General features: G+C 58.4%; 13 protein-coding genes and 1 pseudogene. 8 read left to right on the top strand and 6 right to left on the bottom strand.

What is annotated here, in order from left to right:
* Positions 1–24 precede the first annotated feature (24 nt).
* Positions 25–2,727, bottom strand: a complete 2,703-nt coding sequence (locus B5F27_RS06275) for a cellobiose phosphorylase (RefSeq protein ID WP_087365522.1) — start codon at positions 2,725–2,727, stop codon at positions 25–27.
* 252 nt (positions 2,728–2,979) lie between these two features.
* Between B5F27_RS06275 and B5F27_RS06270 the strand changes: the two genes are divergently transcribed.
* The 4 genes from B5F27_RS06270 (at position 2,980) to B5F27_RS06255 (ending at position 8,811) form a co-directional block, all read left to right on the top strand.
* Complete coding sequence (locus B5F27_RS06270; protein WP_087365520.1) at positions 2,980–4,389, top strand: twin-arginine translocation signal domain-containing protein; 1,410 nt, start codon at positions 2,980–2,982, stop codon at positions 4,387–4,389.
* A 76-nt stretch (positions 4,390–4,465) separates the two neighbouring features.
* Positions 4,466–5,413, top strand: a complete 948-nt coding sequence (locus B5F27_RS06265; protein ID WP_087365518.1) for a sugar ABC transporter permease — start codon at positions 4,466–4,468, stop codon at positions 5,411–5,413.
* Positions 5,410–6,255 carry a carbohydrate ABC transporter permease gene (locus B5F27_RS06260; protein ID WP_087365517.1) on the top strand — a complete coding sequence of 282 codons (846 nt, stop codon included), beginning with the start codon at positions 5,410–5,412 and terminating at the stop codon, positions 6,253–6,255. Before B5F27_RS06265 ends, B5F27_RS06260 begins: the two co-directional genes overlap by 4 nt.
* Positions 6,256–6,378: 123 nt before the next feature.
* A complete protein-coding gene (locus tag B5F27_RS06255; protein ID WP_087365515.1) occupies positions 6,379–8,811 on the top strand; it encodes a glycoside hydrolase family 3 protein in 2,433 nt (810 codons plus the stop codon).
* Between the two features lie 73 nt (positions 8,812–8,884).
* On the opposite strand, the gene B5F27_RS06250 is transcribed toward B5F27_RS06255, so the two are convergent.
* Positions 8,885–9,679 carry a glycoside hydrolase family 16 protein gene (locus B5F27_RS06250; RefSeq protein ID WP_242962112.1) on the bottom strand — a complete coding sequence of 265 codons (795 nt, stop codon included), beginning with the start codon at positions 9,677–9,679 and terminating at the stop codon, positions 8,885–8,887.
* Positions 9,680–9,960: 281 nt separating this feature from the next.
* Here B5F27_RS06250 and B5F27_RS06245 point away from each other — a divergent pair.
* A pseudogene (locus B5F27_RS06245) lies at positions 9,961–11,426 on the top strand (recombinase family protein); the annotation flags it as partial.
* A gap of 106 nt (positions 11,427–11,532) precedes the next feature.
* Here the strand turns inward: B5F27_RS06245 and B5F27_RS06240 are convergent.
* The gene (locus B5F27_RS06240) at positions 11,533–12,942 is read right to left on the bottom strand and encodes a S41 family peptidase (RefSeq protein WP_087365511.1); all 1,410 of its coding nucleotides are present in this window, start codon (positions 12,940–12,942) and stop codon (positions 11,533–11,535) included.
* A gap of 279 nt (positions 12,943–13,221) precedes the next feature.
* Positions 13,222–13,755, bottom strand: coding sequence for an FMN-binding protein (locus tag B5F27_RS06235; protein WP_087365509.1), 534 nt, complete (start codon positions 13,753–13,755; stop codon positions 13,222–13,224).
* Positions 13,756–14,268: 513 nt separating this feature from the next.
* On the opposite strand from B5F27_RS06235, the gene dctP reads away from it, so the two are divergent.
* From dctP to B5F27_RS06220, 3 genes are read left to right on the top strand one after another with little or no spacing between them, the layout of a single operon-like run.
* On the top strand, positions 14,269–15,291 hold the full coding sequence (gene dctP, locus B5F27_RS06230; RefSeq protein ID WP_087246212.1) for a TRAP transporter substrate-binding protein DctP: 1,023 nt from the start codon (positions 14,269–14,271) through the stop codon (positions 15,289–15,291).
* Positions 15,292–15,317: 26 nt separating this feature from the next.
* The gene (locus B5F27_RS06225) at positions 15,318–15,797 is read left to right on the top strand and encodes a TRAP transporter small permease (protein ID WP_087365507.1); all 480 of its coding nucleotides are present in this window, start codon (positions 15,318–15,320) and stop codon (positions 15,795–15,797) included.
* A 3-nt stretch (positions 15,798–15,800) separates the two neighbouring features.
* On the top strand, positions 15,801–17,102 hold the full coding sequence (locus B5F27_RS06220) for a TRAP transporter large permease (protein ID WP_087365505.1): 1,302 nt from the start codon (positions 15,801–15,803) through the stop codon (positions 17,100–17,102).
* Between the two features lie 383 nt (positions 17,103–17,485).
* Here the strand turns inward: B5F27_RS06220 and B5F27_RS06215 are convergent, their stop codons facing one another.
* Entirely contained in the window at positions 17,486–19,621 is a 2,136-nt protein-coding gene (locus B5F27_RS06215) for a PTS transporter subunit IIABC (RefSeq protein WP_087365503.1), read from the bottom strand.
* 112 nt (positions 19,622–19,733) lie between these two features.
* Complete coding sequence (locus tag B5F27_RS06210) at positions 19,734–20,615, bottom strand: PRD domain-containing protein (protein ID WP_087365501.1); 882 nt, start codon at positions 20,613–20,615, stop codon at positions 19,734–19,736.
* Between the last annotated feature and the right edge of the window lie 180 nt (positions 20,616–20,795).

Below are 20,795 nucleotides of genomic sequence, written 5' to 3'. Positions count from 1 at the left end.
ATCAAAAAATCATTCCTGCCTGTTTTATCCCAGATATACAGTGAAAACCTGTTTCTGCTCGGCGGGCAGAGCCTCGATCACCCGGCGGGGGATGATGACGCTGTCACAGCTGCCTGCACACAGCTCAGCGTCGCCGCAGAGGACTTTCTGAACCCGGTACTGCCCGTATTCCAGCCGCCCGGGATTCTGGCAGCGGATTTCCAGCCGCCGCCCTGCAAAGGTCACATGGACCGAGGCACTGCCCTCGGCGTCAAACTGGGCCGCGGTGAGTTTGGGCTGGAGCAGGAGGTCGCCTGCTTCGCCCCGGACGCCGAAAACCTGGGTGATCATGGTCATCATGTACCAGCTGGCGGCGCCGGTCAGATAGTGATACATCCCCCGGCCGTCGGCCCGGAAATATTCCGGGATGCCGGGATAGATGCGGCTGGTGTCAAAGTCCAGGGCGGTGTCTGCCAGAGTCTTGAGAGCCTTCCAGCCCTCCTGCACAAAACCCCGGCGGTACAGGGCGTTGGCATACATCACCGCCATATGGGAGAAGACCGCCCCGTTTTCTTTTTCACCATAGGCAAAGCCGAACATCCGGCCTAGGTCGAATTTCTGCTCATGAAAATCGGTGTTCAGCCGGTAGCCGCCGATTTCCCTCCGGTAGAGATAGTGGTCAGCGCTGGCTGTGATCCGCCGGATCTGCTGGTCGGTGGCCACGCCGCCCATGATGGCGAAGACCTGGCCGGTCAGCATCATCCGCACGCCCTCGGGGAAGATGCCTTCCACCGCACGGCCGTGATTGTCATAGTAGCTGTTGTACCAGCCCTCCGCCGTGCCGGCGTCGATCCACTCGTGTTTCCGGAGCCAGCCGGTGAGCCAGTCTGCCTTTTGCTCCAGGCTGTCGGCCAGATCCGACAGGCACACTTCCACCCGCTTGCCGCTGATCTGATGGGCGCAGCGGGCTGCGTACTGGGTCAGAATGGTTTGCTTGGCCCGGGCGTCGTCAAAGGTTTCGGTCTGGTCGCCGCACAAAACCAGCAGCTCTTCCAGCACCTGGGTGGTTTTGGACCCGGTGGTCTTTTCCAGAAGCCGAATCATCCCGGCCAGCTCCCGCAGGTTGCCGGCATAGGCGCAGGTGAAGGCGACGCTTTCTCCCCGCTCAGCCGCCATGTCCAGCGCGTCGTTCCAGTCGGCGCCCCGAAGACGGCAGATGTTGTGTTCGCCGACTTCATAGAAAGCGGCCAGCTGCTCGATCAGCAGATGCTCCAGGATGGTGCCGGTGTAGACTTCGCCCTGGCTGGTCCGCTGCCAGCCGCCCTGCTCCGGCTGGTATTCGGCGTCGATTTGGGTGCCGCGCACAGCCTGAGCGTCCTTAAAATAAGGTGCCTGCCGGTTGAGGATTTCCACATCGCCGGTCTGGTCGATGTAGAGCTTGGTGGTCATCTGGGGCCAGAGGGCATGGTCCATCCAGACCCGGGCGATGCCGTTGCGGTCGGCGATGAAATTGCCGTCGCCGGCCCCAATGATGGTGGCGTTGGTGCCGTCGATCCGGACGCCGCCGAAATTTTTCTCAATCATCCGGCCCACGTCCCCGGGTTCCATCAGCAGCAGGGACAGACAGTCCTGCCACAGATCCCGCCAGCCCCGGCCGCCCCGGCCGTAGTCATGGTGGGGGAGGAAGGAGCAGCCGAAGAGCCGCCGCAGGAAGGGCTGGAAACAAACCCATTTCATCAGGTTGTCAAAGTCCGGGTCTCCGGTGCGGAAAGAGACATTGACCTTCTCTTTCCAGTAGCTGCGGGTCTCATCCAGCACGGCCTGCACCTGTTCCCAGCTGTGGTACTTGTTCCAAATGGCGTTGACGGCCTCTTCGCTGTCCTCGACCCCCAGCAGCAGGACATAATGGGCCTGCTGCCCAGGGGCCAGGGTGATGGCCGGGAACCGGAATGCTCCCATGGCCTCCCGTCCTTCCGCCCGGCTGCCCGCTTTGACCCCGGGGTACTGCTCGTAAACGGCCCGGGGATGGAGGTAAGTGCCGCCCTCGCCCAGGAAGGACTCCACGGTGGGGTAGAAAGCCTCCGGCTTCTGGCCCTCCGGCCCAAATCCTTCTACATAATATACTTTGTGGTTGGGCCGGTGGCCCCGCTCGTCAAAGGACATGGTGGGCCGGACCATGACCCCGTTTTCGGTGGTCCAGATCCGGTGGAGCATCGAAGTCACATTCCGGTGGTCCCGGATGTTGTCTGCGCTGCGGCCGTAGAGGGGAACGGCTGCGATGGGGGTCAGCCGGCGGGTTCGATTCTGCTGGTTGCGCACCGTGATGCAGAGGATTTCCACATTGTCCTGCCGGGGACAAAAGGCGGTCACTTCGGTATCGAGGCCCAGGTCCTGGGCGGTGCGCTCCACCGTCTGCCACATCAGGCCGGCGGTGAGCCGGCTGTCATCCTGGGCCGGGGTGAAGCGGTCGGCCTCCTGCCGGGCCGAAGCGCCGGACACCGAAAAAGCCTGCCCGTCCTCATCCACCAGCCAAAAGTTCCGCACGCCGCGGTTGCTGTGGAGATTTTCAGCGCTGACCGGTTCCAGCAAAAAGGTCTCCTGATCGATTTTGGCGTCCCCGCCCCAATTGGGGGTGAGGGAGCTTTTCAGCCCTGTCTCAGAGGCCAGCGGAAAGTAGAGATAACTGACATTTTCCGGCTTGTCCATGGTGAAGCTGCCGTACTTGTCCACGAAATGCAGGTGGTTCATGATACTTCTCCTTTCTATGGTAGGATGTCGGTTTTTATTATATAGAAAGGCGTCTGCGGCAAAAATCAAAACCATGCATCAAAGTGTCAGAATCATGACCCTATTTATCTATCAGCACAAAACGTTGTCAAGAATTTGATATTTTTTATGGAATAATTATATATCCGGCGGGATTTCTTTCGCTATAATAGGGGCACAAAAGACGCCGGGCACCGAGGCCCGGGCCATGAGATTACAGAGGAGGTTCGTACTATGAATGAGAAGAAATCCTGCGCCATCAGCCGCCGCTCGTTCCTGAAGGGCGCCGGCGCCGTGGGCGCTGCCAGCGTTTTGGCCGCTTGCGGCGGGAATTCCACTGCTGCATCGGGCAGCGGCGCAGAGGCTGCGGCGGAAGGCAAAGTGATCAATATCTACAGCTGGAACGACGAGTTCCGCACCCGTCTGGAAGCTGTTTATTCCGAAGTGGCCAGCACCTCGTCCGACGGCACCGTCACCACCCTGAAAGACGGCACCGAGATCCACTGGATCATCAACCCCAACCAGGACGGCGTCTATCAGCAGAAGCTGGACGAGGCCCTGCTGAACCAGGCTTCCGGCTCCACCGACGACAAGGTGGACATCTTCCTGTCCGAGACCGACTACGTCTACAAATACACCGACGCCGAGGCCGACGTGGCCATGCCCCTGACCGACCTGGGCATCGACCCCGACACCGACCTGGCCGATCAGTATCCCTTTACCAAGACCACCGCTTCGGACCAGAACGGTGTCCAGCGCGGTTCCACCTGGCAGTGCTGCCCGGGCCTGCTGGTTTACCGCCGCGATATTGCCAAGGACGTCTTCGGCACCGATGACCCCGCCGCCGTGGGCGAAAAGGTGAAAGACTGGGACACCCTCAAAGCCACTGCGGAAGAGCTGAAGGCCAAAGGCTATTTCACCTTCTCTTCCTACGCCGACACCTTCCGTCTGTACGGCAACAGCATCAGTCAGTCCTGGGTGGCCCCCGGCGAGACGGTCTGCAAAGTGGACCAGCAGATCATGAACTGGATCAGCGATTCCAAGGAATGGCTGGACGCCGGCTACCTGGACAAGACGGTCAAGGGCCAGTTCAACGACGACTGGAACAAGGCCATGGGTTCTGCGTCCAAGGTGTTTGCCTTCCTGCTGCCGGCCTGGGGCATCGACTTCACCCTGGCCCCCAACTGGGACGGCCCCGAAGGAGCCTGGGCTGTCACCAATCCTCCCCAGGAATACAACTGGGGCGGCTCTTACATCCACGCCTGCACCGGCACCGACAACCTGGAGCACGTCCGGGATATCATCCTGGCTCTGACCTCCAATAAAGACAACCTGCTCAAGATTTCCAAGGATTATATGGATTTCACCAATACCGTGAGCGGGATGCGGGATGCTGCCACCGATGATAGCTTTGCCTCCAGCTTCCTGGGCGGCCAGAATGCCTACGAGTATTTTGCACCGGTGGCTGAGAACATCAAGATTGCCCCCCTGTCTTCCTACGACCAGGGCTGCGTCGAGCTGATTCAGAACGCATTCAGCGATTACTTCCAGGGCAATGTGGATTTCGACCGGGCCAAGGAAAACTTCGAGACTGCCATCATGGAGCGCTATCCTGATATCACCGCAGTCGAGTGGGCAGAGTAAGCTGCCTCTCTTTGGAAAGGCCGGCTGCCGCGCACTTTTGCGGCGGCGGTCTTTTACGAGAAAGGAACGGTGACCTATGAAACAACCAAAACGCAAACACCTGAGCTATGCAAAATGGGGATATATCTTTATCATCCCGTTCTTCCTGAGCTTTTTCATCTTTTCCCTGATCCCGCTGGTGGATACCATCCGCTACAGTTTCTATGAGTACTACCGCTCGGGCATCAAAGAGATCGGCCCCAACTTTGTGGGCCTGGAAAACTACAGGAGCCTGCTGGAGTCGGATCTGCTCAAATATGCAGGAAATACCCTGATCCTCTGGCTGATCGGCTTTGTGCCCCAGATCGTCATCGCCCTGCTGCTGGCCAACTGGTTCACCGATATGCGGCTGAAAATCCGGGGCAAACAGTTCTTCAAGGTGGTCATCTATCTGCCCAACCTGATTATGGCTTCGGCCTTCGCCATGCTGTTCTTCGCCCTGTTCTCCAACAGCGGCCCCATCAACTCCATCCTGATGAGCCTGGGGATCACCGATGCGCCCATTGACTTCATGGGGACAACCTTCGGCACCCGCGCCCTGATCGGACTGATGAACTTCCTGATGTGGTTCGGCAACACCACCATCATGCTGATGGCCGCCATCATGGGCATCAGCCCCGAGATCTTTGAGGCCGCCGAGCTGGACGGCTGCGGCAGCGTCAAGCGGTTTTTCTCCATCACCCTGCCCCTGATCCGCCCCATCCTGGCCTACACCCTGATCACTTCCATCATCGGCGGCCTGCAGATGTTCGACGTGCCCCAGATCCTCACCAACGGCCAGGGCGCTCCCGACCGCACCTCCATGACCCTGATTATGTTCCTGAACAACCACCTCAAGAGCCGCAACTACGGCATGGCCGGCGCTCTGTCGGTGTTCCTGTTCATCGTCAGCGGCATTCTCTGCTTCTTCGTCTACCGGATGACCAACGGCAAGGATGACACCGCTGTCAAGCCCGCCAAACAGAAAGGAGGCGCCAAGGCATGAGACATCACAGAACCAAAACCGGTGAGACCATCCTCGCTTATGTCGTTCTGGCCATCCTGTCCTTTTTGTGCCTGTTCTTCTTTTACATTCTGATTGTCAACTCCACCCGCTCCCACGCGGACCTGCAGAAAGGCTTCTCCTGGCTGCCGGGAAACTACTTCCTGGAAAATTTGAAGAACGTGGCCAACGACGGCAGCTTCCCCATGTTCAAGGGAATTCTCAACAGCCTGATTGTATCCTCCTGCTCCGCCGCCCTCTGCACCTACTTTTCGGCTCTGACGGCTTACGGACTGTACGCCTACAATTTCAAGCTGAAGAAGTTTGCCTTCACCTTCATCATGGCCATTCTGGTCATGCCCACCCAGGTCACCGCCATGGGCTTTCTGCGGTTGATGACCAACATGGGCCTGTATGATACCCTGTGGCCTCTGATTATCCCTTCCATCGCTTCGCCGGCAGTTTTCTACTTCATGTACAGTTACCTGAAATCCTCTCTGCCGCTGTCCCTGGTGGAGGCGGCCCGGATCGACGGCTCGGGCGAGTTCCACACCTTCAACCGGATTGTCCTTCCCATCATGAAGCCGGCCATTGCAGTCCAGGCCATCTTCTCCTTCGTGGGCTCCTGGAACAACTACTTCGTCCCGGCTTTGATCATCCAGTCCAAGGACAAGATGACCGTCCCCATCCTGATCGCTACCCTCCGCGGCGCCGATTACATGAACTTTGACATGGGCAAGATTTACATGATGATCATGGTGGCCATCGTCCCCATCATCCTGGTCTATCTGCTGCTTTCCAAGTACATCATTGCCGGCATTACCCTCGGCGGCGTCAAAGAGTAACAAGCTTCTCATCGCGTTCTCCTTCATCTTCTTCATCATTTCTCCACACAGTGCTGAGGAAAGCCGCCATAGATTTCTGCTATGGCGGCTTTTCTCGTGCAGTGTCATGTTCAGGAGGTTTTTATGGCATATATCTCTGCCCACAGCGGCACGCATCAGCCAACCCCGTCTGCCCGTGAACGCGCCCATGCCGCCCTGGCCCGCCGGGCTGCGGCATCGGGAATCGTCCTGCTGAAAAATACCGGTGTTCTGCCGCTGGAACCGGCTTGTGCCGTGGCGTTGTTCGGCACCGGCGCCAGCCGGACCGTCAAGGGAGGCATCGGCTCGGGCGATGTCAACAACCGGGCCAATGTCTCGATTTTCCAGGGTCTGCAGGCGGCCGGCCTCACCATCACCAGTACAAGCTGGATCGCAGACTACGAAGCCCGCTACAAAGCTGCCCGTTCTGCCTGGAAAGCCCAGGTGCTGGAAGCAGCCAAACAGGTGGAAAATCCCTTTGACGCCTACGCTTCCCATCCCTTTGTTCTGCCCCAGGGCCGCCCTGTTCTGCCCCAGGATGTGGAAGGCGCCTCAGTGATCGTTTACGTCCTCAGCCGGATTTCGGGGGAAGGGAAGGACCGCCGGCTGGAAAAAGGGGATTACTACCTTAGCGACCAGGAATGGGAGGAGCTGCGCAGCCTGAACAGTGTGGGTCTGCCCATCGTTCTGCTCCTCAATGCCGGCGGGCCCATTGAATTGGCCGGTCTGCTGGATGTGGCCACCCATATTGAGGCAGTGGTGCAGATTTCCCAGCCGGGACAGCAGGGCGGAGAAGCCGTGGCGGATGTCCTGCTGGGGAAAGTCACCCCGGAGGGCAAACTCACGGCCACCTGGGCCCGGCGCTACCAGGATTATCCCGAGGCCGATCATTTCGGCATCCTCAGCGGCGACCTGACAAAATCAGTCTACCGGGAGGGCATCTATGTGGGCTACCGGTATTTTGACAGCTTTGGTGTAAAGCCTCTGTTTCCCTTCGGATACGGCTTGTCCTACACCAGCTTTGAGATCCGTATGACCGGGCTGCAGGTGCTGCCCCATAGTGTGGAAGTACGTGCCGCAGTGAAAAATGTGGGCTTCTGCTTTTCGGGCCGGGAGGTGGTGCAGGTCTATCTGTCCTGCCCCCAGAAGGGCGGCGCCCGGGAGCTGCGCCGATTGGCCGGCTTCGCCAAGACCCTTCTGCTGGCGCCGGAGCAGAGCCAGACCCTGACCATTTCCATCCCCCAAAAAGTCTTTGCCTCTTTCTCTGAGGAAAAGCAGGGCTGGATGGTGGAAAAGGGACTGTATGGCATCTGGATCGGGAACAGCAGCGCCGCGCTGACGCCCTGCGCCGTCATCCGGGTAGGGGAAGACGTCTGCATCGAAAAGACCCACCCCATCTGCCCGGTGCAGATTCCCTTTGAAGAGCTGGGGGCATCCGAAACCACCCGGCAGGCCGCTGTCCTGGACAGCCATCTTCCGGTCTATGACTTTGTACCGCAGCCCGAGCCGCAGCCGGCCTGCGCAGAGCCGCCCCAGGCAGAGGGCCCTGTGGAGGATTTGTTCCCGCTGCTCTACGGCAACATCACCAAGGGCACCAGCACCCTGGGGTCGGCGGGCGTCCGGGTACCGGGCTCGGCGGGAGAGACGTCGGAGGCCCTGGAAGAGACCAGAGGGATTCCGTCTCTGATCATGGCCGACGGGCCCGCGGGTCTGCGGCTCCGCCAGAGCTATCAGACCGACCGGGCCACCGGCAGGGTTTACGGTGTCGGGGTGCTGGGTTCTCTGGAAAACGGCTTTCTGGAGCCGGCGGTCCAGCACAAGGATGCGGATACCTGGTACCAGTTCTGCACGGCCTTCCCGGTGGGCACTGCCCTGGCCCAGAGCTGGGACATCGGCCTGATGGAGGAGTTCGGCCAGGCCATCGCCTGCGAAATGGAGGAGCTGGGGGTGGACTTGTGGCTGGCCCCCGGCATGAACATCCAGCGCAACCCCCTGTGCGGGCGCAACTTTGAGTATTACTCGGAAGACCCGCTGCTTTCGGGCCTGCTGGCGGCTGCCGTCACCCGGGGCGTCCAGAAAGACGGCCGGTGCGGCGTCACCATCAAGCACTTCGCCTGCAACAATCAGGAGGACAACCGGATGGGGGTGGACGTCCAAGTCTCAGAGCGGACGCTGCGGGAAATCTATCTCCGCGGGTTTGAAATTGCTGTCAAGGAAGCTGCTCCCGCCGCCATCATGACCTCCTACAACCGGATCAACGGGGTCTACTCCGCCAACAACCGGGATCTGTGCACGGTGGTGGCCCGGCAGGAATGGGGCTTCGGCGGCCTGATGATGTCAGACTGGAACACCACCGTGCCTGCCGACGGCAGCACGCCCTGGAAATGCGCCTGGGCCGGCAACGACGTCATTATGCCGGGGAATCCGGATGACGATGCCGACATCCGGGCTGCCTGGGCCCGGGGCGATCTTTCCGAAGAAGCGATCCGCGCCTGTGCAGGCCGGCTCATGGCCCTGACCAAACGTCTGCGGGGATAATCTTTTCTGAATCACAGCGTGCAAAACCCCCGGCTGTTTCTGACAGCCGGGGGTTTTGGTTTGCCGGGGGAATTTATTCTTCTTTCTGGTAGACCTTGACCCAGTCCACCCAAAGGGCTGCTTTGCTCATATCGGTGGTTTCATCGGGGCTGCCGGGCCAGTCTCCGCCCACAGCCAGATTCAGAATGATGTAAAAGGGCTGATCAAAGGGAGCAGGATAGGGCACCTGGCCCCGGCCCTCGGTGACCGAATACCACTGACTTTCTGAGAAAAACAGCTGGCCATCCAGATACCAGCTGATCTGCCCCGGTTCCCACCGGACGGCGTAATTGTGATACTCCTTTGCAAAGTCGCCGGATGTCAGGGCAAAACTGCCCTGGCTCTGGCGGTGGGGATTGCCGTAGTGGATGGTGCCATAGGTCTTTGCGGTGTCGTGGCCCAGCACCTCCATGATGTCGATCTCCCCGCACCGGGGCCACTGGCCGTAGTGATCTTCCTCGGTGGGCATCATCCAAAAGGCGGGCAAAAAGCCTTTGCCGGCCGGTACCTTAATGCGGGCTTCAAAGATGCCGTACTGGAAATCGTGCTTGTGCTGCGTATTCACTCGGCCGGAGACATAAGATATGGTCCCGTCGCTCTGTTTGATTTCCACCGGCTTGAGTACCAAAGTGCTGTTTTCAATGAAAATGGTTTCAGGAGAATCAATGTAGGCCTGCAGTTCATGGTTGACCCAGCCGGGCTGGTGCAGCTCCACGTTCCAGTCGCCCCGGTTCAGCTGGGGCGCGTTGAAGTCGTCCTCCCACTGCAGGGTGTAGCCTTCGTATGAAAGCTGCTTGCCTGCCGCAGGGAGTGTGATTTTGTCTTCCATAGAATATTCCTCCTTGTTTTGAGATGTGTCTTTTCCTGAACGGCCGCCGACATAGAGCGATTTGATACGTCTATTGTATCGGAAGAACCAGGGTGTTTGATACCAGAACCATGCTGATTCTGTTTGATTTTTGTCGCAACCAAAATACAAAGTGGATTTCAATGCAGCAGGCGTGTTTGGATTGACAAAATATGACAAAAACATTTCTTGCGAAGTGGCGCAAAATATGGTATATATTATACGAAATATATTTTGCCTTGCCTGCCTGAAAGGAGGCCGCCATGACTGCCGTCATTTATGCCCGCTATTCCTCCGACAATCAGCGGGAGGAATCCATCGAGGGCCAGATCCGCGAATGTACCGCCTACGCTGAAAAGAACGGCATCACTGTGGTCAAGCACTACATTGACCGCGCCTATTCAGCCAAGACCGCGAATCGTCCGGAGTTTCAGCGGATGGTCAAGGACAGCGAACGGCGGCTGTTTGATATGGTCCTGGTCTGGAAACTGGACCGTTTTGCCCGGGACCGGTACGATGCAGCCCATTACAAGCACATTCTCCAAAGGAACCACGTAAAGCTGGTGTCTGCCACCGAACCTATTTCAGACAGCCCTGCCGGCATCATGATGGAAAGTATGCTGACCGGCATGGCTGAGTATTACTCTGCTGAGCTGTCCGAGAAGGTGGTGCGCGGCATGACGGAGAACGTCCTGAAAGGAAAGTACAATGGCGGTACCGTCCCGATCGGATATGTGATTGATGAGAATCGCTTTTTTCAGATTGACCCTTTGTAGTAGAAGCCTTCAAGCGCTATGCCGAAGGCGCCACCATGAAAGGGATCATGAACTGGCTCAACAGCCAGGGCGTGACAACCAACCGCAATCAGAAATTCACCTATAACAGCGTCCAGACCCTGCTGACCAACCGACGTTACATCGGTGAAAACCGGTTTCAGGACATTGTGATGCCGGATACGATTCCGGTTATCGTTGAGAAGGAACTGTTTGATCGCGTTCAGGAAAAGATTGCAAAAAATCGCCGGGCCCCGGCCCGGCACAAAGCAGAGGACGACTACCTGCTTACCACCAAACTGTTCTGCGGGATGTGCGGAGCCATGATGTTTGGCGAGTGCGGCACCGGCCGGAACAAGGTTGTCCACCACTATTACAAGTGTGCCAATGCCAAGCGCACACGAAGCTGCAAAAAGAAAACGGTCCGCAAAGTCTGGCTAGAAGACTTGGTGGTAAATGCTACCCTGGAGATGCTCCAGGATGACCAGGCCATTGACGCCATTGTGGAAATGGTGATGCAGCTTCAGGATCAGGAAAACACCACACTGCCCCTACTGGAAAAACAGCTGAAGGAGACCGAAACTGGCATCCAGAATATGCTCAACGCCATCCAGGCTGGTATCCTGACCAGTTCCACCAAAGAACGCCTGGAAGTCCTGGAGGCCCAGGAGAAGGAGCTGGAAGTCAGGATCACCGAGGAAAAGCTGGCCAAGCCCAAGCTCAGCCCGGACTTCGTCAGGTTCTGGCTAACCCGGTTTCGCAAGCTGAACCCGGAGATTAAGAGCCACCGGGAAACCCTGGTCAACACCTTTGTGAATGCGATTTACCTGTATGATGACAAAGTTCTGATTACCTTCAACTACAAAGAAGGTACCAAAATCATTTCACTGAATGATGTAGCCGCTCTGGCTGCCTCCGGGGAAAGCGGTTCGGATTTGGGTTGCTTGCCTCCACCAGATCCCGAGTGCTTTGGTACTCGGGATTTTTTGTTGTCCCGGCCCGGGCGGGGAAGTTCCGCCCAAGCAAAAAGGGTGCGCCCCAAGGGCACACCCCCATCTCCAATCATTCGCCGGCCCCGGAAAGCCGCTGGATCAGCTTGGCGGCCAGGGTTTCGGCCTCGCCGACGGGCACCCAGAAATCCAGTTCAAAACCCCGGAATTCTTCAAACGGGTCACTGTCCGGGCGAAGAAAAACATAAGACGCTGACATGGTCACACTGCATTTGCTGTTGGGCAGTTCAATGTATCCTGCATTGGCCAGCAAGGAGCCAAATGTATTTTCTCCAATAATCAGCACATTTTCAAGGTTGCAGGCATTCTCAATCAGATCTTCTGCCGCAGAGCCGGACACTTTTCCGGCCAGAAGAATCAACAGGTTATCATGAGAGATCCATTTATCTGGCAGAGACAGGCCCGATGACTTACCATTCAACGTACTGAAAGATTCATTGTTGGAGGGAAAGCTTCGCCCGGTATTTCCGTAGGTGCTCAGCCACTGGTCACCCATGGTACTGTCCCCGCCTGTATTGGAACGCAAATCCAGCATGGAAACGGGTTCATCCTTAAGCTGCTCTGCACCGTCCAGAATCTCATCTCTATATTCTGTGTTAAAATTGTTGAACTGGAAGACAGGAATTCCCTTTGTCTGCCGCAGTTCTGTATTCTTGTTTTTGGGCAGATGTTCAAAATACTGTTTCCAGGGTTCAGCTGTCAGCGTTTCAGTGGTTCCATCGGTATAATGAACCGTCAGTTCTTCATCACAGGTGTGCTTTTCAAACTCCGACTGTCCATCGAACCTTGCTTCTTTCAACAGTACCGGATAGTAAACAATCTGCCCCTGCTTGGAGATGGAACGCTTGAATAGCTCATCCAGGTCTGCATGATTTTCAACCGACTCCACCGTTTTACCATCGACGGTCTGGTAGCCGTTTTCCGTTTTCAGGAAGGCGGTCTGACGGAAGAAAAAGGGGATCTGAAAGGGTGCCGGATGGTTCTGGTTGATGCTGAAATGCCCATCCTTGATAAAGCCCAGGTGACTGGCTATGATCTGTTCCAGCTGCTGGCAGGTCACAGTGTTCTGATCTTCCAGATCCTGTAAAATAGCCTCCTGAGCGGCATCAAACGCCGGGTGTCCGCCAAAGTAATCGTAGAGTCCATAGGCATAGTAGCAGGCCTCAAACAGGTAGTTGACATCCTCCACAGCCTGGCTGTGTTCCAGTTTCAAATCAGGGTCATAGTCACTGAAGGTCTCTGTCATGTACTCCCTGGCTTTTGACTGATCCTCCAGGGAAAGGCTGGTGCGCAGATAGGGCGTAGGGTCCAGCTCCTCCCTCTGAATGCTCTGATGTTCGGCGTTTACCTGGTCCAGCAGCTCCTCCAGTGTGGGCTGGGGAATATCCGGCGCAGCGGCACAACCAGCCAGCGAAAGAAACAGGGCGGCGCTCAGCAGCGCCGCCAGAATACGGTGTTTCAAAGCGAAAGTCTCCTTTCATGGGCGCTGTCTCAAGGGATGGTGCCCGATGATTCAGTGTGTTGAATCTTCCTTTTTATATAGTTAAATATAGCACCCTGGGATGACCCAGTCAAGAAAGCCCCCGGCCTGTCCCAAACAAAAACACACCGGCAAAGCGGTCCCTGGGGGAGACTTTGCCGGTGCGTTTTATGGTAAAGCGTCTGGGATTGATGCGGCCCCAGACTACGGTTTATACCGATCTTCAGGATGGAATGCTATGGAATGTGACAGAAAAGTGGATTAGGCCTCCGGCTCAGACACCACGATGGTCTGGTCGGGCTCGCCCTCAGCCTCGATGGCGGCCAGCATGGCCTTGGCGTTGTTGGTGGCCAGGGTAGCGCCGGTGATGCCGTCGATCTCAGAGGAAGTGCCGGCCTTCACGATGTTCTCGCTCAGCTCGGGCATCCAGTCAGCGGGCGAGGGGTCCATGGGGTAGGTCTCCGCGGTGGTCTCGCTCTTCTTGTTGCCGTCGGCGTCGTAGCTCTCGAAGGTGGCAGAAACGATCTTGCCGTCCTTGTACTCCACCACCAGCTCGTCGCGCCAGCCGTAGGCAGCCTCAGCCGAGGCGTCGTCCATCTGGGCGGTGTAGACACCATCGGCCTTGCCGGTGGTCTCAGTGGTCTCCTCCGATGCAGCTGCGCTGCTGGCAGTGCTGCTGGCGGCGGTGCTGTCCGCAGCGCTGGAAGCGGTGCTGGAGGAACTGCTGCAGCCTGCCAGAACCACCAGTGCGGTTGCGGCTGCGGCTGCCATTGCCATCAAAATCTTGTTCTTCATAATATAAAAACCCTCCCGATTGTTTCCTGTTTCACAGTATAATCGCAAAATGCCGTACCACATATAGTAGCAATCTGCCGCAGGCTTGTCAAGAATTTTATGCTGAAATATTTTGATTGAAAAGAAAAATTAAGAAATGGACTTCTTCTGTAGAGAAAAAAGGCTGTCTTTGACGAATTTTGTAAATCAAGAGGGAAGGGGAGCGGCCGGGCCGCGGCCCGCCGTCTTAAACCGGCCCGGGGGCTGATTTTTGCTGGCAAAACCGGGAGGAAAAGGAAGGCTTTTTGGCCCCCTCTCACTTATATGCACAAATAAAACCCGTTTTTGTGCAAAATGTCTGCATCAACCGGGGAAGAATTTGCCATACATTGCATTTGTGTACAAAGAATGGGGAGTAAATTGGTGAGGTATTCCATCTGGCTTTTGGAATGCAAGTAGGATATAGTAGAAATATGAAACAAAGTGCGGCTTTTCGCCGGGATAACTTTGGTTACCAAGGAGGAGAGAATGCTTATGAAAAAAATTTCTCGCCGCTCGTTCCTGGCGGCGATGGCCGTTCTGGCTGCGAGCGGTTTGTCCGGCTGTGCCGGCTCTGCCGACAACGGCCTGCAAATCATCCGCATTGGACACAACCAGTCCACCAACCACCCCACCCACACCGGTCTGCTGGCCTTTGAGTCCTTCATCGAGGAAAAGCTGGGGGACAAGTACGACGTTCAGATCTTCCCCAGCGAGCTGCTGGGCTCCCAGAACGAGATGGTGCAGCTGACCCAGACCGGCGCCATCACCTTCTGCGTGGCGTCCAACTCCCTGCTGGAGACCTTCTCCCAGAACTACACCCTGTTCAACCTGCCCTATCTGTTCTCCAGCGCCGAGGCCTACCATGCCGCCATGGATGACCCCGAGGTGGTGGGCCCCATCTTTGAGTCCACCAAGCAGGCAGGCTTTGAGGCGGTGACCTGGCTGGACGCCGGCACCCGCAACTTCTACACCATCAAGACCCCCATCAACACCCTCGCCGACCTGAAGGGCCTCAAGATCCGCGTGCAGCAGTCTCCCACCAACGTGCGGATGATGGACCTGCTGGGCGGCTCGGCCACCCCCATGGGGTTCGGTGACGTGTATACCGCCCTTCAGGCCCAGATGCTGGACGGCGCCGAGAACAACGAGCTGGCCCTGACCGACAACGGCCACGGCGACGTCTGCAAGTACTATTCCTACACCATGCACCAGATGATCCCCGACATCCTCATCGGCAACCTGGGCTTCATGGAAGACCTGAGCGCCGAGGAGCGGGCCATCTTTGACGAGGGCTTCGAGATCGTCAACCAGACCCAGCGGGACGCCTGGGGCGACGCCGTAGAGGCCGCCAAGGACAAGGCCCAGAACGAGCAGGGGGTCAACTTCATCTACCCCGACATCACTCCTTTCCAGGAGGCTGTGGCCCCCATGCACGAGGAGATGCTGGCCCAATACCCCGACCTGGCCCCCATTTATGAGCGGATCCAGGCCTACAATGCCGAGTACGAGGCCTGAGCGCGAGAAAGGAAGTGTTCCACGTTATGCAATCCATCCGTAAGGTGCTGAATCTCATTATGAATGGTCTGGCGGGGGGCAGCCTCATTGCCATGACGGCCCTGACCGTCTGGCAGGTCTTTACCCGCTACGTCCTGAACAACCCCTCCACCTGGTCCGAGGAGCTGGTGGGCTATCTGTTTGCCTGGGCCAGCCTGTTTGGCGCATCCCTCATCACCGGTGAGCGGGGCCACATGAACATCCCCGTGGTGGTGGAAAAAATGCCCGCTGCCCTGCAGAAATTCTTCGCTGTCTTTGGTGAGCTGGTGGCTATGGCCTTCTCCGGCATCATCCTGGTGTACGGCGGCTACGCCATCACCCAGCTGGCCATGGGCCAGATGACCTCCTCGCTGGGGGTTGCGGTGGGCGTATTCTATGTCACCATGCCCATCTGCGGCGTCATCAACATCCTCTACACCATCCTCAACATCTACGATATCTGCAAAGGCAAGAAGGAGGCAGCGTAAGTTATGGCCATGCAATCTCTCGGGATGATTATTGTCATCCTCGCGGTTCTGCTGGTGGTGGGTGTGCCCATCTCCTACTCCATCGGCATCGCCTCCCTGTTCACCATCCTGCAGACCGTTCCCCTGGATATTTCGGTGGTCACCGGCGCCCAGCGCATCTTTGTGGGCATGAGTAAATTCAGCCTGACCGCCATTCCGTTCTTCATCCTGGCGGGCAACCTGATGAACCAGGGCGGCATCGCCAAGCGATTGGTCAACTTCGTCATGGCCATCCTGGGCAAGCTGCCCGGCGCCCTGCTGGTGACCAACGTGGGCGCCAACGCCCTGTTCGGCGCCATTTCCGGCTCGGCTTCGGCTGCGGCCGCCGCCGTTGGCTCCATGGTCCGTGAAGGCGAAGAGGAGCAGGGCTACGACGAGGCCCTGTGCGCTGCCACCAACGGCGCTTCGGCTCCCTCCGGCCTGCTGATTCCTCCCTCCAACGCGCTGATTACCTATTCTCTGGCCGCCGGCGGCACTTCGGTGGCAGCTCTGTTCATGGCCGGCTACCTGCCGGGCCTGATCTGGGCGGTCTGCTGCATGGTGGTGGCCATCATCATCGCCAAGAAGAAGGGCTATAAGGGCACCCCCGGCAAGTTCAGCTGGTCCAACCTGGGCAAGGCCACCCTGCAGGCCATTCCCTCCCTGTCCCTGATTGTCGTGGTCATCGGCGGCATCATCGCCGGTGTCTTCAGCGCCACCGAGGGCTCGGCCATCGCCGTGGTGTACGCCCTGATCCTGGGCATCTGCTACCGCAACATCACCCTCAAGAGCTTCTGGAAGATCGTGGTGGACAGCGCCAAGATGAGCGGCATGGTGGTCTTTCTGATCGGCGTGTCCAACATTCTGGGCTGGGTCATGGCCTTCCTGCAGATCCCCCAGGCGGTTTCCGCCGCCCTGCTGGGCATCACCGACAACCCCATCATCATCCTGCTCATCATGAACGTGATCCTGCTGGTGGCAGGCACCTTCATGGACGTCACCCCCGCCATCCTGATCTTTACCCCGCTGTTCCTGCCCATCGTCAAGACCTTTGGAATGGACCCCATCCAGTTCGGTCTGATCCTGGTGTATAACCTCTGCATCGGCAACATCACCCCGCCGGTGGGCAACACCCTCTTTGTGGCCATCAAGGTGGGCCGCACCAGCCTGTCCAAGACCATGCCCTATATGCTGTGCTACTATGTAGCCATCCTGCTGGGCCTGATGCTGGTGACCTATATTCCCGCCATCAGTATGGCGCTGCCTCAGCTGGCTGGTCTGGCCTAAGGCGGCATTCCCTCTAGATCCCTGCGCTGAAAGCGGCGCTTTCCGGGCGTTTTCGCCTCTGGAAAGCGCCGCTTTTCCTTTGTCATACAGACAGCCCCCGGCGGGTGAGCCGGGGGCTGTGGGGGCTTTCTTGGGCCGGGCGGTAAGCTGGGGCGCGGAGGGAGGCCAGAGGGCGGGGGGAGCTGTCCACCCAGTCGAGGCCGGCCCTGGTGCAGGTTACAGCGGCTTCTGCCCGAAGAGAGGGGCGCTTTTCCGCTGTCCTGGCCGGGAGAGCTTTACCGCAGAGCGGGGAGCGCCGGACACAAAAAGGCGCCGCCCGCCTGCAAGGGAGTGCAGACGGGCGGCTGTATCTGGAACAATGAGGAGGAGAAACGCAAACGAAATTATTCGAGGCCCACCAGATCCTGGCCGGGCTTGACCTGGCCGGAGGCCAGCACCTTGACGGCGGCATAATCGTCGGTGTTGCAGACGATCATGGGGGTGGTGCACAGGTAGCCTGCGGCCCGGATGGCGTCCATGTCAAAGCTGATGAGCAGGTCGCCCTTCTTGACCTTCTGGCCCGCCTGGACGTGGGGAGTAAAGTACTTGCCCTCCAGCTTGACGGTGTCGATGCCGATGTGGAGCAGGATTTCTGCGCCGGAAGAGGTCACCAGGCTGATGGCGTGGTGGGTGTCAAAGAGGTTGTCCACCATGGCGTCGGCGGGGGCATAGAGATTGCCCTCGGTGGGCTCGATGGCGGCGCCCTCGCCCAGTGCGCAGGAGGCGAAAGCCTCGTCCTTCACCTCGGCCATGGGCACCACGGTGCCGGCCATGTGAGCGCCCAGAACGGCGGCGGTCATGGTCTTGGCGGGGGCGGCGGGCTTGGGAGCGGGCTCAGCCGGCTGGGGAGCCGGAGCAGCGGTGTCCAGAGCGCTGGCGGCAGGGGTTTCCATGAAGTCCACCAGGTTGGACTTGATGACGGCCACCTGAGGTCCATAGATGACCTGGATGCCATTGCCCTTGTGAACCACGCCCGAGGCACCGCTCTGCTTGAGGAGGCTGTCATTGACCTTGGAGGAATCCACCACCGTCACGCGCAGACGGGTGGCGCAGCAGTCCACGTCCGAGACGTTGGCCTTGCCGCCCAGACCACGCAGGATGGTGGCCGAGACGGTATCGCCGCTGGCGCCTTTGGAGCCGTCGGGGCCGATGCCGGTCTTTTCCTTGAAGTCGTCGCGGGTGTACAGCTTGGTTTCTTCGTTGTCCGCCTCGCGGCCGGGGGTCTTGAGGTCCATCTTGCGGATCATGATGGTGAAGGTGAAGTAGTACAGGACAAAGTAGACAGCACCCACGATGACCACCCAGATCCAGTGGGTCTTGGCGTTGCCCTGGAGGATGCCGAACAGGGTCAGGTCAATCAGACCGCCCGAGAAGGTCATACCGACGCAGACGTTGAGGATGTGCATCAGCATGTAGGCCAGACCGGCGTACACGCAGTGGACGGCGTACATCACGGGAGCCACGAACAGGAAGGTGAATTCCAGAGGCTCGGTGATACCGGTGAGCATGGAGGTCAGAGCAGCGGACAGCAGCAGGCCGGCCACCACTTTGCGCTTTTCGGGGCGGGCGGCGCGGTACATGGCCAGAGCGGCGCCGGGCAGACCGAAGATCATGAGGGGGAACTTACCGGACATAAACCGGGTGGCGTCCACCGAGAACTCGGTGACGGTCTTGGAGGCCAGCTCGGCGAAGAAGATGTTCTGCGCGCCCTGAACGGTGACGCCGTCGATGATGGCGGTGCCGCCCACGGCGGTCTGCCAGAAGGGCATATAGAACACATGGTGCAGGCCGAAGGGAATCAGAGCGCGCTCCACCAGGCCGTAGATGAAGGTGCCGGCGTAGCCCGAGCTGATGACCAGGTTGCCCAGCATGCCGATGCCGGTCTGAACCACCGGCCAGACGTAGAACATGGCGATGCCCACCAGCAGGTAGACAGCAGTGCTGACGATGGGAACGAAACGGGTGCCGCCGAAGAAGGAGAGCACCTGGGGCAGCTGAATCTTATAGAAGCGGTTGTGGAGAGCGGCCACGCCCAGACCCACGATGATACCGCCGAACACGCCCATCTGCAGGGTGGTGATGCCCAGCATGGAGGTGGTGGTGTTGGGGGCCATGGCTTCCACGCCGCCGGCGGCATTGATCATGGCGCAGATGGCGGTGTTCATGACCAGATAGGCGATGGCGCCGGACAGGGCGGCCACTTCCTTTTCCTTTTTGGCCATGCCGATGGCAACGCCCATGGCGAACAGCAGGGCCAGGTTGTTAAAGACGGCACTGCCGCACTGGTTCATGATGTCCAGCACGGTGTAGATGATGGAGCCGGGGTAGATGACGCCGGTCAGGCCGTAGGCCTCCAGCATGGTTTCGTTGGTGAAAGAACTGCCGATGCCCAGCAGCAGGCCCGCCACGGGCAGCAGGGCGATGGGCAGCATGAAGGACCGGCCGACACGCTGCAATACGCCGAAGATCTTGTCTTTCATAAAATTGCTTACCTCCTGTCATTTTTGGGTGGATATTCGGGCAAAAGGCGGTTCCTGCCGGACAGGCAGGAGGCCGCGGGTTCTATGTGCAGCCTGCGCCGGGGCGCAGACGTTACGGGGTAGGAGCGGTGCCGGTGTTCCGGCGCAGGCCGGCCGACACCCGCTTGAGGTGGATGGTCAGATAGACCAGCTCCTCCTGGGAGAGCTCTTTGTGCCAGGTGTTCCGCACATACTCGGCCACGCACTGGGCGCATTTGTAGTGCTGGGCACAGCTGCGGGCGATCATCTCCCGGAAGGCCACGTCGCCTTCGTCCGGGCTGTCGGGGATCATCTTGTCCTGAAACAGCCGCTGGGCAAAGTAGCGCAGGTGCACCACAAACCGGTTGAAGTCCAGGGATTCCCGGTCAAAGGCGCCCTGGTCCCGATAGAAGTATTCCACCACCTCCACCGCCCCGTCGATGAGGCGGGTGATGCCGTACATTTCGCTCATGTCGGTGTTCAGCTCGGCGTTGACGATGTGCAGGGCGATGAACGCCGCCTCGTCTGCGTTGAGCTGGACGCCGCACTGGGTGCGGATCATGTCCAGGCATTTCTGGCCCAGATGGTATTCGGTGGGATAATAACAGAGGATGCTGCCGGCCAGAGGGTTTTTGAACTCGATGCCCTGGGCTTTGCGCTGGATGGCAAAGCTGACGTGGTCGGCCAGCGTAATGAGGAGAGACTCGTTGAGGGGCTGGTGGATCTCGGCGCGGATGACCTCGATCATCTGTTCGGTCAGCTGGAGGTGTTCCAGGGGAATCTGCTCCACCAGTTCCCGCAGCCGGCGCTGGCCGGTTTTGTCCTCCATCCGGTAGATTTTTTCCACCCCGGCGGGGTTCACGAATTCGCCCACCTTCCGGCCAAAACCCAGCCCCCGGCCGGTGACGATGCTCTCGTGCCCCTTTTCATCAATGACGCACAGGATGTTGTTGTTGATGACTTTTTTAATGCGCATCCTGCAGCCTCCTTGTCGCAGTATGCCAATTTAAACGGCAAAACGGGAAAAAGAAAAGACCAACCCCCTCAATGAACCGCTCCAGTAAAAGTAGACAGTGAAAAAAGAAGGCCTCCTGTGGTAGAATAAAACTACTACAGGAGGTCTTTGCTATGCCCAGAAAATACAGCCACATTCAGG

Origin of the sequence: Faecalibacterium sp. An192, assembly GCF_002160175.1 — a bacterium.
Taxonomy (GTDB): domain Bacteria; phylum Bacillota; class Clostridia; order Oscillospirales; family Ruminococcaceae; genus Faecalibacterium.
The sequence above is the reverse complement of the archived record's forward strand: the minus strand, read 5'-3'. Positions and strand labels throughout refer to the sequence as shown.